This window comes from Halobacillus litoralis (genome assembly GCF_009856355.1).
Classification (GTDB): Bacteria; Bacillota; Bacilli; order Bacillales; family Halobacillaceae; genus Halobacillus; species Halobacillus litoralis_B.
In genome coordinates, this window is the sequence record NZ_WMEW01000011.1 from 57,819 (window position 1) to 72,099 (window position 14,281).

Consider the following 14,281-nt stretch of genomic DNA (forward strand, 5'->3'; position numbering starts at 1 on the left):
AAAAATAGTGACAAAAAGCGGAAAAGCCACCGGGGATTTCCGCGGCGGCTTTTTAACCCGGCGGCATACACCGGAAAGGATTTATTCAAACAGATTCCAAATATCGTCTTCCACTTTTTCACTGACAGCACCAGGGCCGCCGAGGATGGTGAACATGAATGTATCATTCTGCTTCATATAAGCTTTCACTGATGGATCCAGCTTGGTTTTTGGAGTCAGCAGAAGAGGTGTGCCGTAAGAAAGGACAGAGCCTGATAAAGCATCAGCGAAGTGTCCTCCTGAAGCGATCGTCACTTGAAACGGATCAAGGTCGAAATAGTCGGCTACGGCCACGGAAGTAGCGTAGCGGTTTTGACCGGATATACGATCAGGATCAGGAAGCTGCTTGAACACGTTTGAACCGACTGCCCCCGTGCCTCCGATGACAAAGGAAGTGTCATAAGAGTTCAGTACCTCTCCCGTCGCCTTCGGAAGACTGTCTTTTTCTGTAAGCAGTATCGGCATCAAGTACATGGAAGCCACCGGCCCTACAGCTAACGCATCCGGGAAATTACGGCCGGAGGCAATCACGACTTCATCGGTTGGAGGAAGTTCATCAGCGATAGCTGCCGCTGTCGCATACCGGTCTATGCCTGCAATCCGATCGACTTGGATTCCCATCTGTTTCAAGGATTTTTCCGCTTGTTTAGAAACCGCTCCCGTTCCGCCAAGAATGGTCACGGATTTCGTATTCAGCACTTGGAGGGCGGATTTCGTTATCTCAGGAAGAGCGTTCTGTTTTGTTAACAGGATCGGGGCCGCATACATGGACGCCAGTGGTGAGCCGGCTAAAGCATCCGGGAAATCCTGACCTGTTGCAAGAACAACGTGTTCGACTGCCATGCCTCCGCTGCTGCGGGCAGCGATAAAGGCAGATGTTTCATACCGGTCCTTACCCGCAATCCGCTCAATATAGGGCTCTTCCTCATAAATATAAGGGAAAAGATAGTACCTTTCTCCATTGTTCCTATTCTTGAGATCGGAAGCCTCCAGATAATAAGTGCCGGGCTGCAGGTAAAAGTCTCCGAAGTATCCGAACTCACCGGCATCCTCGACATAGGCTTCCACTTTGTTTTGTTTTTCATCATAGACCGTTACATTCAATTCCATCTTCGTTTCTTCATCCGTCCCAAGGGAGAGGATGAGGTTCACTTCATCATCGCCGTCAATGGTCAGTTTATACACATCTTTGTCTTTGTCTGTGAACGTACCGGTGACCACATTATCGGGTGAAATATTATTGGACTGAGTAAACGTGTTATTTGGTTCTTTTTCTTCGGTGAATTCCCATTCGTCTGTTCCCAGCAGACGGATTTCATTGAGATTCGGTTTTTCGATTTCCGGAGCCTTCAGTGCTGCATCCACAGCCGCTTCCGCAGGCTGCGTATAAAGTACAGCTGTAAGTATTAGTGCTGTTGTCCATCCCCATGTTTTCTTCAATTCGATCGTTTCTCCTCTTCTTGTTTGAAATAGGTTCCTTTACTCACATGAAACAGTTATGGGTTCCGGGCGTCACCTTCCATTTCTTTACACTAAGAGGATTATATAGGAATGGAAGATAAAAAGGTATGTATTTTAATGGTCAAAATTCGACAATGGCGTCTTCCTGATCGATCTTATATTGAACATTCCGGATTAGTTTGAAATAATAAGACAGAGAACAATTCAATGGAAAACAACGGTACGGACAAGGAAAGGAAGCGTAATTTTTTGACACAGACGAATGAAGAAACTTTGTATCTAGCTAAAGCAACGAAACAGGATATAGCTGATTTATACTACTGGTCATTCATTGAAGAACGGCAGGAAGCAAAGGAATGGAATGCCCCTTATATACAGGAAAAGAAAATGAGCCTGGATGAATATGAAGTGCTCTGGCAGAAGGAGCTTGCCCCAGGCATACCGGACGGACTCGTTCTGCGCATGGATGACCGGGTGATCGGGTATGTCGGTTCCTACTGGCTCGACCGCCATTCCGGCTGGCTGGAGACAGGCATCGTCATCTTTGATTCGCAGTATTGGGATGGCGGCTATGGCTCCTTCGCTTATGAGAAGTGGATCGACTATATTTTTGAGCAAACGTCCATCCACCGCCTCGGTATGTCCACGTGGTCGGGGAATACACGGATGATCCGTGTGGCGGAGAAAACCGGGATGGTTGAAGAAGCCCGGGTGAGACAGGCCCGTCTTGTCGATGGTGAGTATTATGATGCCGTGAAAATGGGGATGCTGCGTTCCGAATGGGAGGCCTTAAAAGAATAAAGGGGGAGAGGTATGAAAAATCGTATCCATACGTGCTTTATCCATCTGGTGTATTATGATCGGACGAAAGAATGGTATAAACGTGTGCTGCCTTTTGACATACAGGATGAAGGAGAAGGGTACTTAAAATTCGACCTGGAAGGCACCGACCTTGTTCTGCTTCAGGCGCAGGCGGATTCGATCCGGCCGCTCCCTTACGCTCCGTTTTTCATGGAGACAGAAAATGTTGAAAAGACATCACAGGAATTGAAGGCTAAAGGGGTTAAAGTGGATGATATCGAGTCCTTCGGGGAGTCCATCCATGGCTGCCACTTTTACGATCCGGAAGGGAATCAGCTGCTGGCCTGTGAGCTGTCATAAAAAGAACCGTGACTGATTTCAGTCACGGTCTATTTGTATCTCTTCAGCTCAGCTTTCGGCCGGCATAAGAGAATGGTCGTTGTTTCCGCATTCCGGACACTGGGTCCAGACGACATAGGTTACTTTTTCGTCAAAATTTTTCGGGACGATTTTAATCACTTTCAGCTGGTGGTTAAGACAGCTTGTGCAGCGATCTTTAACCAACTGTCCGACTTCCATTTTCATCATGTGTATCACTCCAAAACTCTTAAAGATTAGTACCGAAGCTTCAAGAGTTATTCCAGTATAACGTAGGGACAGGGTGAACGTCAAAGGAAGAGGAGAGTTGTGGTTCAGCGGAACGTGCACACGGTTTCAGCCGGGGGGTTTGTTCGAAGGTAGGAGCATTTCGCAACAGCGGTGAAAACGTGCATGAGTAAAAGCAGGAACAATAAACGACCGCCCGTTCAAGGGCGGCCGTTTAGGATCGGGATCGTGTCTGTGAGTGTAATCCCCGTTTCAAGGCTTGGATATATCCAGCTTTCGCACGGACCGCTATTTCTGCATCCGGGTTAAACCCTTCAAATCCGTGATACGCTCCGGGGAAAAGGTGGAATTCCACATCTACACAAGCTTCGGCAAGCTTTGTCACATAGGTCATCGTTTCGCTACGGAAAGGATCAAGCTGCCCGACGCAGGTATACGTAGAAGGAAGACGGCTGTAATCCGTTTCTCTTGCAGGAGCGGCATAGGATGGAACCTTGTCCGTCCCATGTAAAGATCCAAGGTACATCTTCCAGCCATCTTCATTCGTTTTCTGGTTCCACACCATGCCTTCCTTGATTTCCTCTGCTGACGGGGTATTGTTCCTGTCGTCAATCATAGGGTAAAGAGGCATTTGAAAGTGAACGGAAGGATAGCCGCGGTCCCTTGCCAAAAGGGTTAAGGCTGCAGTCAAGCCGCCACCGGCACTTGCTCCTGCCACACCAATACGATCACCATCAATATTTAAAGTCTCTACATTCTCAGCGATCCATGTCAAAGCGGTGTAACAGTCTTCGAGAGGGGCTGGATACGGATGCTCCGGAGCGAGGCGGTAATCAACCGAAACGACAACACAACCCGCTTCTTTAACAAACTCTGCGCAGGAAGCATCGTTGCTTTCCACTGTCCCAAGCACATAACCTCCTCCATGAATCCATAAAAGGGCAGGTAGCTCGTCATCCCGGTCAGCAGGCTGATAGATTCTGAGCTGGAGTGGATCTCCGTCCGGACCTGCAATCGTTTCATTGTAAATGGACAGCGAATCATCCTGGGGAAGAGGGGAATACATCTGGTCAAGTCCTTCTCTGATAGACGGCAGGAATTCGGGTTTGAGGTCGATATCCTGGAACATTTCCAGGCCGGGAAGAAGGGAAGGATCTACACGATTTTTCATAAAAAACACTCCTTTTTTGTAATCGCTTTCTAAAAAAGAGAAGAAGAAAATGTAAGAAGGGTTCAATTGTGATGATTTCTGCACAATTAAATCATACGCCTGTTATGCTATAATAGTCAATAGAATATTCAGCAAATGATGGAGGAGGAATTTTATGCAGTTGATGATTCAATCCGGCGATTTAGGGCCCAAATGGTTCCATGTTGCTTTAAGGACGCTCGTACTGCTGGCTTCCTCTAATACGATGCTGAAAAGCCATCAGATAGCAGAAAAGATGGGGGAGGACCCCACGTTCGTAAGGAAGATTTTATCAAAGCTGTCCAAGTCAGGTTATGTGACAGCGCAGGGAGGCAGGTATGGTGGCTATCAACTTTCAAAGTCTCCCGGGGAGATTACGGTTAAAGATGTCTATCAAGCGCTGGGAGATTCAGAGGCTACCCCCTTTTATACTGTTCCTTCGACGGGTGTAGAGTATTTCATTGCTCAAATGATCAGTCACGCTGAGACACGTTTTCAGGAAGAGTTAAAACAGTTTACGATCCAGCAGCTTCTCGATCAGAAAGACGCACGGAGGAAATCTTAAGGTTTCCTTCAATTTTTTTGGAGAAATTTTAATAAAATAGACACCAACTCCCATACTGGTTTCGATTATAGGGTATACCGGATTTTTTTGGGAGGCCGAACCTATGAATTGGATAAACATTAAGGAACATCAGCGTTTTCAGACGAAGCAGGAACTTGACCGTCATGTACGGAGCTATCTATATCAACGCAAACCCTTTTTATCGGAAGGAACAAGAGAAGTCCTCCGCTATGTATGGCGGCATGCCGTTAAATTTCCAGGCGTCGCTTTTCCGAAACGTTCGACCATCGTTTCGGCTGTCCGCTGCAGTGAAAGTACTGTCGTCCGTGCCCTCCGCACCCTTGAAAAGGAAGGGTTGATCGAGAGAGTGCAGACGAAGAAACCGAACGGCCGGCAGGGAGTGAATTTGATTGTATTCCTTCCACAGCCGGATGTTTTTTTCCTTCTGATGACACTCCTGGCGACACCCTTCCTGACACCCCTCCATCTTTTACAACTTCAAGCGGCTCTAAGCTCCGCGCATCCAAAACTCTTCAGGAAACAAAGAGGAACCAAAGGAAAGCTTCCTTTAGTAATATTGACCCCCTGGATCATTCCCACCTGCCTTCCTTCATTCCGATCCCCTTTATTGAGGCCGCACGTCCTTTTCTTTCTCCGCCGGATGTTCTGAAAGCCTGGCGGACGGTAGAGAGCGCCGCCCGTCAGCTGGACATCGATGGGAGTGCTTACATTTCCGAGGTCGTTACAACGTTCAAGCAGGCCGTTTTCGCCTGGAAGCATGGATGGGTGAAGAAAGGGTTATTCCCTTATTTTTATGGAGGCCTGATCAAGCAGATCCATACAGCTGTGGAAAAAGAAACAAGGAAAAGGCTTGTGAAATACAACTGGGTGGATGGCTGAGAAGTTTTCTGCAGGAGGATCGGTGGTATGGAACGAAAGAGTCTGAAAAATTCCAGGAAACAGGATTGACACAACATGGGGAGTGAAGTAGGATATAAGTTGTAATGAGATTGAGAATCTTTATCATTTAGTTTATTTAGGGGTATAAAGACAGCTGGATGATAGATTCTGATTCGAATCATAGAGAGGATGCTACATATGAAGAAGATTTGGCTTTTTGCACTTATCCTTGGTCTTGTTCTGCTGGCTGCCTGCGGCGGAGGATCAGAAGAAGGAACCAATGAAGATCAGTCTGGAGAGGACGGCACTGAAGAAGCTTCCTCCGATGAATCCCGTTCTGTAACGATTGAAGACGCAACAGGAGAAAAGACCATTGAAGGCACTCCTGAGAAAGTTGTCGTATTGGAGTGGACCTATGCAGAGGATCTTCAGGCCCTGGGCATGGAACCGGTTGGTGTTGCTGAACTGGACGCCTACGGGGACTGGGTGAACGTTGGTATTCCATTCAGCGACTCTGTTGAGAATGTAGGGACACGTCAGGAGCCGAACCTGGAAGCGATTTCCCGTTTGGAGCCTGATTTGATCATCGGTGTCCAGTTCCGTCACGAAGCGATACAGGAAGAACTGGAGAAAATCGCTCCAACGGTCATGTTCGCTCCTTATTCTGAGGAAGCGGCTCAGGATCAATTTGCCAACATGAAGGAAGAATTCAATACGGTTGCAGAAATCGTTGGTAAACAGGATAAGGCTGAAGAAGTCCTCACCGATATGGAGGATACGTTTGCTGAGCAGCAGTCCCGTCTGGAGGAAGCCGGCAAAGAAGGCATGAACTACGTGCTCAGTCAGTCCTTCACGCTTCAGGATACGCCGACAATGCGTTTGTTCACAGACAATTCCATGGCCGCGCAGGTGATGAACAATATGGGCATGACGAATGATTATCAATCCGAAGAACTGGAAGTGTACGGCTACACGGAAACAACGGTTGAAACCCTGCAGAATTATCAGGACACGAACTTCTTCTACATCGTGCAGGAAGAAGACAACATTTTCGAAAACCAGCTGGCCGGCAATCCGGTGTGGGAAGAACTGGCATTTGTAAAAGAAGATCGTACCTACCAGATGCCTGGGGATGCCTGGACATTCGGTGGACCTCTTTCTGCGGAAGTTCTGGCTGAACAGGTCGTAAACGCGGCGCTGGAAGAAGAATAAAGTGAGTGTGTGCGTATGAACACAACGATGAAGAACACAATAATGGCGGTCTCCACCTTCGGGGGTGGAGCCGCATTGTTGTGTCTTTTAACTTTTATACATATCAATCAAGGGAACGTGGATCTCCCTTTTGCTACGGTCATGGATGCGCTCTTACGTCCTGAGAATACGCTGGAGCACCATACGGTCAGGACGCTTAGACTGCCGCGTGCTGTGATGGGTATTCTTGCCGGCGGGGCGCTCGCCGTTTCCGGAGTCATCCTGCAGACGGTAACGAAAAACCCGCTTTCCTCTGCCAGTACGCTCGGGATTCACTCGGGTACGTACTTTGCGGTCGTTGTCACTACGATCTTCTTACCGTCCGCATTGGTGGGCAATGGAATCGTCACCGCCTTTCTCGGTGGTCTTTTAACGTTTGGGTTCGTCTATGTATTATCCGGCGGTGGAGATGCCACTCCGGTCCGGATGGTGCTGGCCGGGATGATCATTACATTTTTATTTTCTTCGTTAACGTCTGTCCTGCAGATCTTTTATGAAAATGAAACCCGTGGGATCTTTCTATGGGGATCAGGGACACTCGTTCAGAACGACTGGGGCGGGGTCACCTTTTCTCTTCCTTTCATAGGGGTGTGCATGCTGATCGTTCTGGCGTTTGCGGGAAAATTAGACACGCTGACGCTTGGAGATGATGTAGCGACGGCTCTTGGTCAGAACGTAAGGAACGTGAAGTTCATCACTATTCTGGCTGCGGTGCTTTTGACGAGTGTAACTGTCAGCATTGTCGGGCCGATCGGGTTCGTCGGTCTTGTCGCCCCGCATTTGATCAAGCTGATCGGCTACAGGTCGCACCTGCTGCTTATTCTCGGGTCTTTCTTATGGGGAGGGAATGTCCTGCTTCTAGCCGACGTTCTTGCCCGTATCATTGATCCATCCTTTTCAGAGCTTCCTGTCGGTGCGATTACAGCTCTTGTCGGTTCGCCGTGGCTCATCTGGCTTGTCCTGCGGATGAAGCGGAACAGCTCCCAGGAGAACGGAGCGGTCATGGCGGGACGGAATTCGATTGGTCTGTCTCTCGGCCGGGTGCTCCCCGTTCTGATTGCGCTCATTATAGTGACCGTAGGTGTGAGCCTTGTGTCGGGTAACTACGGCTTTGAGCCGCTCGTCGGCTTCCGGGCATTTTTCGGCGAAGGCAGTACGTTTATGCAGGATATGATTTTGAATTTGAGACTTCCGCGGGCGCTCGTTGCCTTGTTCAGTGGAGCGGTTCTTGCGCTAAGCGGCCTCATTTTTCAGGGAGTGCTGCGGAACCCTCTGGCTGATCCCTCCGTGATCGGCATCACATCCGGGGCCGGCGTCGGTGCCCTGATGACGATGTATTGGTTCAGTGTATCGGCGGTGTGGATTCCGGTTGGAGCGATGGCCGGAGCGGTGATCTTTTTCTTCATCGTGATGGCCCTCGGGGCTAAGGCTGAGTTCCAGCCGACTGTGCTCGCTCTGCTCGGAATCGGGATCTCCGCTTTCGGGTCCGCTCTGATTCAAATTATGGTCGTGCAGGCGGACCTTGGGGTAGCTTCTGCGCTGACGTGGCTCTCCGGGACGACCTATGCAAAAGGGTGGGAGGAACTTATCCAGTACTTGATCTGGCCGGTGCTCCTGCTTGTCCCTGTCCTTGCCTTTTCCATTAAAACGCTGGATGTTCTTGGACTTGGAGACGATACAGCGAAAGGACTCGGTCTCCGTGTGGTCAATGTCCGGTTTCAAATGGCACTGATGGCGACCCTGATGGCAGCTTCCAGCGTAGCGGCTGTCGGTTCCATCGGTTTTGTCGGGCTGATTGCTCCGCATCTGGCCCGTCTGCTTGTCGGAAGTGCCAATCAAAAGCTGCTTCCGGTCACGATGCTGATTGGAGGCGTGCTCCTGGTGGCTGCTGATTTGTTCAGCCGGACGCTGCTGGCTCCTAATGAGATTCCATCCGGGATCCTCGTGGCCATCATCGGCGCGCCGTATTTCCTTTGGTTGATGAAAAGAAAGGCCGCATAGTTCCACTATAAAAAGTGCGGTATTAGTGGGAAGTTACGCGTGTCTGACATTTTGTCTTTTGATAAGGAGGGAGGATCTTTTTGTTCAACAAAAGGTCCTCTCTTTTTTAGAATGTAAGGAGCAGGGCGGTCCTGTTTTTTACTTTTTACAAAATTCAAACGCTCACGCTTCATTTGGATGGGAAATATGCTAAGATAGGGAGAAAAAGAGCGTGAAGGGGAGAGATTTATGAAGCTGCCATACATCAAATGCCATGGGTCAGGGAACGATTTCATCCTGATTGATGAAATCGAGCATGACTTTACATTTACCGAGGAAGAAAGAAGAGAGCTGTCGCTTTTGTTATGTGATCGAACGAATGGCATCGGCTCCGATGGCATTTTATTTGTCATGCCGAGTGAGAAAGCGGAGGGCCGGATGCGGATGTTTAACTCCGACGGAACAGAAGCGGAAATGTGCGGGAACGGCCTCCGTTGTGTAGCCCGCCATATGATCGAAAAGCTCGGACACGCATCGATTGCGATTGAAACCCAGGAGGCGGTGCTGCCTGTCAGCCAGGTCGCTGAAATTTTCCCGGAGATTGATACATTCTCTGTGCAGATCGAGCCGGTATCGTTTGCCCCTGCATCGCTTCCTATGATCCATGATGGAGAGGAAGCCGTGGATGTTTCCATCCCGGAACTCTCAGACAAGCGGACATTCACAGCACTGAGTGTACCGAACCCGCATATCGTCAGCCTGATGGACGACGTGGATCAGGAGGAGCTTGAACAGACCGGACGCCTGGCCAATCAACTCCCCGAGGTTTTCCCGAACGGGGTGAACGTCAGCTTTGTCCAGGTACTTGAAAAGAACAAAATCTTCGTCCGTACGTATGAGCGTGGCGTCGGACTGACCAATGCCTGTGGGACGGCGATGTCTGCCTCGTCTCTTGTGTCCACCATCCTTGGTCCTAACGATCTCGATACACCCATTGTCGTCATCAATAAAGGCGGACTCGTCAACTGTGTCGTTGAAAAGAATGAGGGACGTTTTTCCATCCAGCTGCGCGGGAATGGAACGAATGTATACGAAGCTGTGGCTGATGTTGACCTTGGAAACAGCCGCGTAGAAATCAATGAACAAACGTTTTTCGACAAGGAAAACGAAACGTATCAAAAACTGGAAGCCTATGCCGCTTCCGAAATCGGAGGGTGAAAGATGCTGAAGACGTTTCATGTACGTACAGACCATCATGACCAGATGATCGATGTCACAAGCCAGGTACAGGACTGGCTGGGTGAAGAAGGCGTGAAGGATGGCGTCGTCATCGTCTCTTCCATGCACACGACCGCGGGACTGACGGTGAATGAAAATGCCGACCCGGATGTGAAAACCGATATGCTCCGCCGTTTCCGCGAAGTGTATCCGTGGGATCATGCTGAAGATAAACACGGAGAAGGCAATACAGCCGCTCATATGAAAACGAGTACGATCGGACATGCGCAGACACTGATCGTAGAAGACGGCCGCCTCGTACTCGGCACGTGGCAGGGACTGTACTTTTGTGAATTTGACGGTCCGCGCAACCGTAAATTCGTAGCTAAAGTGTTATAAGAGAAAGAGCAGGCATCGTGCCTGCTCTTTTGCTTTAGTAAAAGGGCGTGGCAACCCGGCCTGCTGAGGCTCCTGCTGTTCCCGCAGGCGTCACCATCGAACGATTATCGTGGCGGCTGAAAAGAAGGACGGTTTTCTGTTAACCAGGAGACCGTCCTTTTTTAGGTAGAAAAGCCTGTCACGTTCTTGTGGCGGGCCATGCTATAATTTAAGGAGGATAATGGTTCCTGCCAGCTGAATAGGGTGTCGGCTGATCCCCATGTCTCATCGATGGAGGGGGTGATGCCTCTGAGTATGTATGAATCGCTGATGGTGATGATCGCGTTCAGTTCCCTGATCGTGTCCTTGCTCGGTTTGATTGTAGCGATTTTACGCATAAAAAAATAGACTCCCTATTCTGACGTGAATGCGGGTGAGTCTATTTTTCATGTAGGCTGCGCCCTTTGGCGGACCAGCTATCCGTAGAGGGATCACAGTGCCAGCTGTGGTCCCTTTTCTTATGTGTATCCTGTATCTGCTTTTATCATACCACATTTTCCGGAAAAAGAAACCTCATCGAGCATTCCTGCTCTTCCGGGTGCCGGAGGATATCAGGCTTTCTCCGCCACCGCTCCAGGCATAAAAAAATCCAGCACACCATAAGGGGCGTGCTGGATCATCATTCAGCAGATCGAATCTCTCGGATTCGGATTTTTCAATCCGAACAGCGGTCTCAGGAACAGAGCGAGGTACGTCCCGATCAGCGCCATGATCATCCACACCCAGCCGTGCAGGCTGAAGGAGGCGATGCCGCCGAAGTAGGCGCCGATGTTACAGCCGAAGGCGAGGCGGGCGCCGTATCCCATCAGGATTCCGCCTATGATGGAGGCGAAACCGATGCCTGGTTTGATTTTACCCGGCTTGAAGTTCCCCTGCGCACTGGCGGCGATGAATGCGCCGAGGATGATTCCGAAGTTCATGACACTTGTAGAGTCGGCAAGCACAGTCTGGTTCAGGGGTGCTGGATTTTCAGACCAGTACTGCCAGCTCGCTACATCCACACCGAACATTTGAATGAACTGGGAGCCCCACAGGGCGAACGCTGACGTAATCCCCCACGGGTTGCCGCGGACGGCTAGTGTGATGGCATTCAGTACACCAAGTGCTACCGCCGCAGCAAGCAGCGGCCAGGCTCCGCGCCATAGACGCTTCAGACCTGTCGTCGTTTTCAAAGGTTCCATACGGGGCGGGTTCTTTTTCCTGGCAATTTTCACGGTCACGCCGTAGATCCCCAGGAAAATAAGAAGTTGTAAAATCCAGCCGCCCAAATATCCGAGTCCTGTGGATTCAGCCAGAGAAATCGCCGGAAGCGCCGGAGTTTCCCGCCAGAATCCGATATGGTAGGCACCAAGAACAGAACCGGCGATAAAACCGATCAGCGTTAAGACCATCGAGGATTTTCCGCCGCCGACCGTATACAGGGTCCCGGATGCACAGCCGGAACCGAGCTGCATGCCGATTCCGAAAATGAACGAACCGAAAATGACACTCACACCGACGGGGAAGACGTATCCTTGGGGAGCAGTTCCGGTAAAGCTGAATCCTGTACCTAGGATGATCGCAAACCCTGTCGTTGCGACCGCAAGCATCAGCATGTGTGACTGAAGGCCCTGGACATTACCGACAGAAAGCAGTCTTCTGAAGGCTGATGTAAATCCGAAGCGTGCGTGGAGCAGCACGAGGCCGAAGGCGATTCCGATGATGAAAAGAACCCCCTGAGTGACATTGGTGATGCTGATGATGGTTATAAATAAAAGCAGGGAAGCAATGATACCCACCCACATGAACGGCTTTTGGACCGGGTCAAGCGGGGCAGGAATCGTTGAACGGTTGGAAGCCGTTTGGTGAACTGCTTGTTGCTGCATATGTGATTCCTCCTAATTCCGATTTGATTAATAAGCTTTAAACATTCTAACCGACAGTTCTTCTATTTGTAAACCAGTTTGCATACAATGGTTGTACAAAGAGAACACAGTTCAGTCTTTACGGAGATTTAACACTATATGGCAGGGACAAGTGGTACACTCGAAGTGTGGACAGGAAGGTTGAATACAATTATTGGAGGGATGTCTTATACCTGTCGTTCGCTCATATGTCACTCGCTGGTTTTTCTTTGTTTGGACCAACTCAAACCGAAGAACTTCTTGGCGTACATCAGGCGCACCTCCCCCTACATAACGATATAATGAAAAGCGACGCGTTCCGCGTGGCTTTTTTTGCTTGATCTGCATAAATTTTATGCAGGTAAGGGAATTCTATGATTAGCAGACGAAAAAGCCGGGTACTGTTACATTAATAAGCCTACATAGGAAGGGATGATTGCAATGCCGAAGAAGAAGGAATGGCACGTTATTTTCCTGCTTGACAGCAAGAGGGTCGTCACCCATGATCTTGAGTTGAGTGAGGAAATGGATGAAAAGGAAACCTCTGAGTTTATCGTCAAGCAGCTGGACCGTGGGACCTGGTGGTTCCTTGAGGATGGAGTGGCTCTTCATACAAGCGGGGTGGAAAGCTTCTACCTTGACCGCTGTGCCCGCCGCACACGCTTCAGCAGAGATTAACGCCCCCTGTTTATAATATGGAGAGAAAGTGGCGTATAGAATAGAAGGCCGGATGCCGTTCATCCGGCCTTTTTTCATGTTTCCAGAAAAGGCTGGGAATAGCGGACGATGCCGCTCACGTTTTTCAATGCGCCCGGATGCAGTTCAACAGCCATAAAGGCCTCCTCAGGAACGTCGAATGGCGCTTTGATTCCCCATTGGGAAGCAGGCTGGAACCCGAACTTTGGATAATAATCCGGGTGACCGAGAACGATGACGGAGGAAAATCCCAGGGACCTGGCGGCCGCCAGCGCTTTGGTTATCAGCATTGTACCGATGCCCTCTTTCTGTCGGTCGGGATGGACAGCAGCCGGAGCGAGAGCGAGTGACACGCTTTCCCCGACAGCGATTTTTGTGAGGAGGATATAGCCGATCACCTCTCCATCATCGACGGCTGTCAATGAAAGCTCAGGAATAAACGCATCCGAGGCCCGCAGTCTTTCGACAAGCACATGCTCGGTCTGATCACTGTGCTCTTCATGAGCGAAGGCCCGTTCGATGAGTTTCCTCACGGCCGGGATGTCCGCCCGCTGTTCCTGTCTGATGGTTACAGGCATAAAAAAACTCCCTTCTGTATCTAAAAGGGAGTTTCTCACAATCCAACGATTTATAAAAGGCTTACTCGAGAATTTCGACTTCAATCTGGCGGCGCCCGTAATCAAAGGCGTCGCTTTCTTCTGCCATAAACAAATCGATCCGGTGACCTTCAATGTCCCCGCCGATATCTCCGGCCGTGGCTGTTCCGTAGCCCGGGACGCGGACTTTCGAGCCGAGGGGAATGACAGAAGGATCGACAGCGATCACTTTCTGATCGGGATTGGCGCGGAGGTCGATGCCGGTGTAGGTCGTTCCACTGCACCCTTCGCAGAAAGCGGTGTAGGCAGTCGCTTCGACGGCCACCGTCCGTTTCACATCATCTTTGGCAGGTTGTGAAGCAAAGGAGGCTTCTTTATCTTCCTCTTCCTCAAATCGGTTGTGCTGGAGTTCTTTCTCATCGAGGGTGGTTACTTTTTTATCGGCAGGCTGAGCCGTCTTATCGGTTTCCTCAGCACTTGAAATATGGGTGATTCCGGAAAACAGGGTCAGCATGACAGCAAGGGATAGGAAATATTTCATCATGTCATACACCTCTTTCGAAGGAGTTCTTAGAGGAGTATAACAAGGACGCCCATGCATAAACAAATACAAAATACCTACAGATTGATTACAGTTCTGTGACATTCGGCGGGGGCG

At 49.8% G+C, this 14,281-nt stretch carries 16 protein-coding genes; 10 read left to right on the forward strand and 6 right to left on the reverse strand.

The features are described from left to right. Window positions 1-81: 81 nt before the first annotated feature. Window positions 82-1,479 carry a cell wall-binding repeat-containing protein gene (locus GLV97_RS15015; protein WP_160889993.1) on the reverse strand — a complete coding sequence of 466 codons (1,398 nt, stop codon included), beginning with the start codon at window positions 1,477-1,479 and terminating at the stop codon, window positions 82-84. A 270-nt stretch (window positions 1,480-1,749) separates the two neighbouring features. Here GLV97_RS15015 and GLV97_RS15020 point away from each other — a divergent pair, with 270 nt between their 5' ends. Together GLV97_RS15020 and GLV97_RS15025 are read left to right on the forward strand one after the other, a co-directional pair. Then, the gene (locus tag GLV97_RS15020) at window positions 1,750-2,301 is read left to right on the forward strand and encodes a GNAT family N-acetyltransferase (RefSeq protein ID WP_237418633.1); all 552 of its coding nucleotides are present in this window, start codon (window positions 1,750-1,752) and stop codon (window positions 2,299-2,301) included. Window positions 2,302-2,313: 12 nt separating this feature from the next. Further along, window positions 2,314-2,661 carry a VOC family protein gene (locus GLV97_RS15025; protein ID WP_160889995.1) on the forward strand — a complete coding sequence of 116 codons (348 nt, stop codon included), beginning with the start codon at window positions 2,314-2,316 and terminating at the stop codon, window positions 2,659-2,661. A gap of 48 nt (window positions 2,662-2,709) precedes the next feature. On the opposite strand, the gene GLV97_RS15030 is transcribed toward GLV97_RS15025, so the two are convergent. Beyond that, the gene (locus GLV97_RS15030; RefSeq protein ID WP_160835142.1) at window positions 2,710-2,889 is read right to left on the reverse strand and encodes a hypothetical protein; all 180 of its coding nucleotides are present in this window, start codon (window positions 2,887-2,889) and stop codon (window positions 2,710-2,712) included. 232 nt (window positions 2,890-3,121) lie between these two features. Next, window positions 3,122-4,078 carry an alpha/beta hydrolase gene (locus GLV97_RS15035; protein WP_160889996.1) on the reverse strand — a complete coding sequence of 319 codons (957 nt, stop codon included), beginning with the start codon at window positions 4,076-4,078 and terminating at the stop codon, window positions 3,122-3,124. A gap of 154 nt (window positions 4,079-4,232) precedes the next feature. Here GLV97_RS15035 and GLV97_RS15040 point away from each other — a divergent pair, with 154 nt between their 5' ends. The 7 genes from GLV97_RS15040 to GLV97_RS20375 all read left to right on the forward strand — a co-directional run bounded on the left by GLV97_RS15040 (window position 4,233) and on the right by GLV97_RS20375 (window position 10,796). Further along, on the forward strand, window positions 4,233-4,661 hold the full coding sequence (locus GLV97_RS15040) for an Rrf2 family transcriptional regulator (protein WP_160889997.1): 429 nt from the start codon (window positions 4,233-4,235) through the stop codon (window positions 4,659-4,661). Window positions 4,662-4,764: 103 nt separating this feature from the next. Beyond that, window positions 4,765-5,331, forward strand: a complete 567-nt coding sequence (locus GLV97_RS15045) for a helix-turn-helix transcriptional regulator (RefSeq protein ID WP_160889998.1) — start codon at window positions 4,765-4,767, stop codon at window positions 5,329-5,331. Window positions 5,332-5,759: 428 nt separating this feature from the next. Further along, window positions 5,760-6,773 carry an ABC transporter substrate-binding protein gene (locus tag GLV97_RS15050; RefSeq protein WP_202410655.1) on the forward strand — a complete coding sequence of 338 codons (1,014 nt, stop codon included), beginning with the start codon at window positions 5,760-5,762 and terminating at the stop codon, window positions 6,771-6,773. A gap of 15 nt (window positions 6,774-6,788) precedes the next feature. After that, the gene (locus GLV97_RS15055) at window positions 6,789-8,813 is read left to right on the forward strand and encodes an iron ABC transporter permease (protein ID WP_160889999.1); all 2,025 of its coding nucleotides are present in this window, start codon (window positions 6,789-6,791) and stop codon (window positions 8,811-8,813) included. A gap of 228 nt (window positions 8,814-9,041) precedes the next feature. Then, window positions 9,042-10,010 (forward strand): diaminopimelate epimerase, encoded by a 969-nt coding sequence (gene dapF, locus GLV97_RS15060; RefSeq protein WP_160842266.1) that lies wholly within the window; start codon window positions 9,042-9,044, stop codon window positions 10,008-10,010. A gap of 3 nt (window positions 10,011-10,013) precedes the next feature. After that, window positions 10,014-10,409 carry a secondary thiamine-phosphate synthase enzyme YjbQ gene (locus GLV97_RS15065; protein ID WP_160835147.1) on the forward strand — a complete coding sequence of 132 codons (396 nt, stop codon included), beginning with the start codon at window positions 10,014-10,016 and terminating at the stop codon, window positions 10,407-10,409. Window positions 10,410-10,724: 315 nt separating this feature from the next. Next, a complete protein-coding gene (locus tag GLV97_RS20375; protein WP_373562361.1) occupies window positions 10,725-10,796 on the forward strand; it encodes a putative holin-like toxin in 72 nt (23 codons plus the stop codon). Between the two features lie 275 nt (window positions 10,797-11,071). Here GLV97_RS20375 and GLV97_RS15075 read toward each other — a convergent pair whose 3' ends face one another. After that, window positions 11,072-12,313: a YeeE/YedE family protein gene (locus GLV97_RS15075; RefSeq protein ID WP_160890001.1), complete on the reverse strand. Its 1,242-nt coding sequence runs from the start codon at window positions 12,311-12,313 to the stop codon at window positions 11,072-11,074. Window positions 12,314-12,772: 459 nt separating this feature from the next. On the opposite strand from GLV97_RS15075, the gene GLV97_RS15080 reads away from it, so the two are divergent. Then, window positions 12,773-13,009: a hypothetical protein gene (locus tag GLV97_RS15080; RefSeq protein ID WP_027953760.1), complete on the forward strand. Its 237-nt coding sequence runs from the start codon at window positions 12,773-12,775 to the stop codon at window positions 13,007-13,009. Between the two features lie 74 nt (window positions 13,010-13,083). On the opposite strand, the gene GLV97_RS15085 is transcribed toward GLV97_RS15080, so the two are convergent. Both GLV97_RS15085 and GLV97_RS20380 read right to left on the reverse strand, forming a co-directional pair. After that, window positions 13,084-13,605, reverse strand: a complete 522-nt coding sequence (locus tag GLV97_RS15085) for a GNAT family N-acetyltransferase (protein ID WP_160890002.1) — start codon at window positions 13,603-13,605, stop codon at window positions 13,084-13,086. Window positions 13,606-13,666: 61 nt separating this feature from the next. Then, window positions 13,667-14,167 carry a 3D domain-containing protein gene (locus GLV97_RS20380; RefSeq protein WP_373562343.1) on the reverse strand — a complete coding sequence of 167 codons (501 nt, stop codon included), beginning with the start codon at window positions 14,165-14,167 and terminating at the stop codon, window positions 13,667-13,669. Between the last annotated feature and the right edge of the window lie 114 nt (window positions 14,168-14,281).

Bases quoted from the DNA above. Each gene is read 5' to 3' on its own strand.
- GLV97_RS15025 (WP_160889995.1), top strand. From the start codon at position 2,314: ATGAAAAATCGTATCCATACGTGCTTTATCCATCTGGTGTATTATGAT.
- GLV97_RS15030 (WP_160835142.1), bottom strand. From the start codon at position 2,889: ATGATGAAAATGGAAGTCGGACAGTTGGTTAAAGATCGCTGCACAAGC.
- GLV97_RS15035 (WP_160889996.1), bottom strand. From the start codon at position 4,078: ATGAAAAATCGTGTAGATCCTTCCCTTCTTCCCGGCCTGGAAATGTTC.
- GLV97_RS15040 (WP_160889997.1), top strand. From the start codon at position 4,233: ATGCAGTTGATGATTCAATCCGGCGATTTAGGGCCCAAATGGTTCCAT.
- GLV97_RS15045 (WP_160889998.1), top strand. From the start codon at position 4,765: ATGAATTGGATAAACATTAAGGAACATCAGCGTTTTCAGACGAAGCAG.
- GLV97_RS15050 (WP_202410655.1), top strand. From the start codon at position 5,760: ATGAAGAAGATTTGGCTTTTTGCACTTATCCTTGGTCTTGTTCTGCTG.
- GLV97_RS15055 (WP_160889999.1), top strand. From the start codon at position 6,789: ATGAACACAACGATGAAGAACACAATAATGGCGGTCTCCACCTTCGGG.
- dapF (WP_160842266.1), top strand. From the start codon at position 9,042: ATGAAGCTGCCATACATCAAATGCCATGGGTCAGGGAACGATTTCATC.
- GLV97_RS15065 (WP_160835147.1), top strand. From the start codon at position 10,014: ATGCTGAAGACGTTTCATGTACGTACAGACCATCATGACCAGATGATC.
- GLV97_RS15075 (WP_160890001.1), bottom strand. From the start codon at position 12,313: ATGCAGCAACAAGCAGTTCACCAAACGGCTTCCAACCGTTCAACGATT.
- GLV97_RS15080 (WP_027953760.1), top strand. From the start codon at position 12,773: ATGCCGAAGAAGAAGGAATGGCACGTTATTTTCCTGCTTGACAGCAAG.
- GLV97_RS15085 (WP_160890002.1), bottom strand. From the start codon at position 13,605: ATGCCTGTAACCATCAGACAGGAACAGCGGGCGGACATCCCGGCCGTG.
- GLV97_RS20380 (WP_373562343.1), bottom strand. From the start codon at position 14,167: ATGATGAAATATTTCCTATCCCTTGCTGTCATGCTGACCCTGTTTTCC.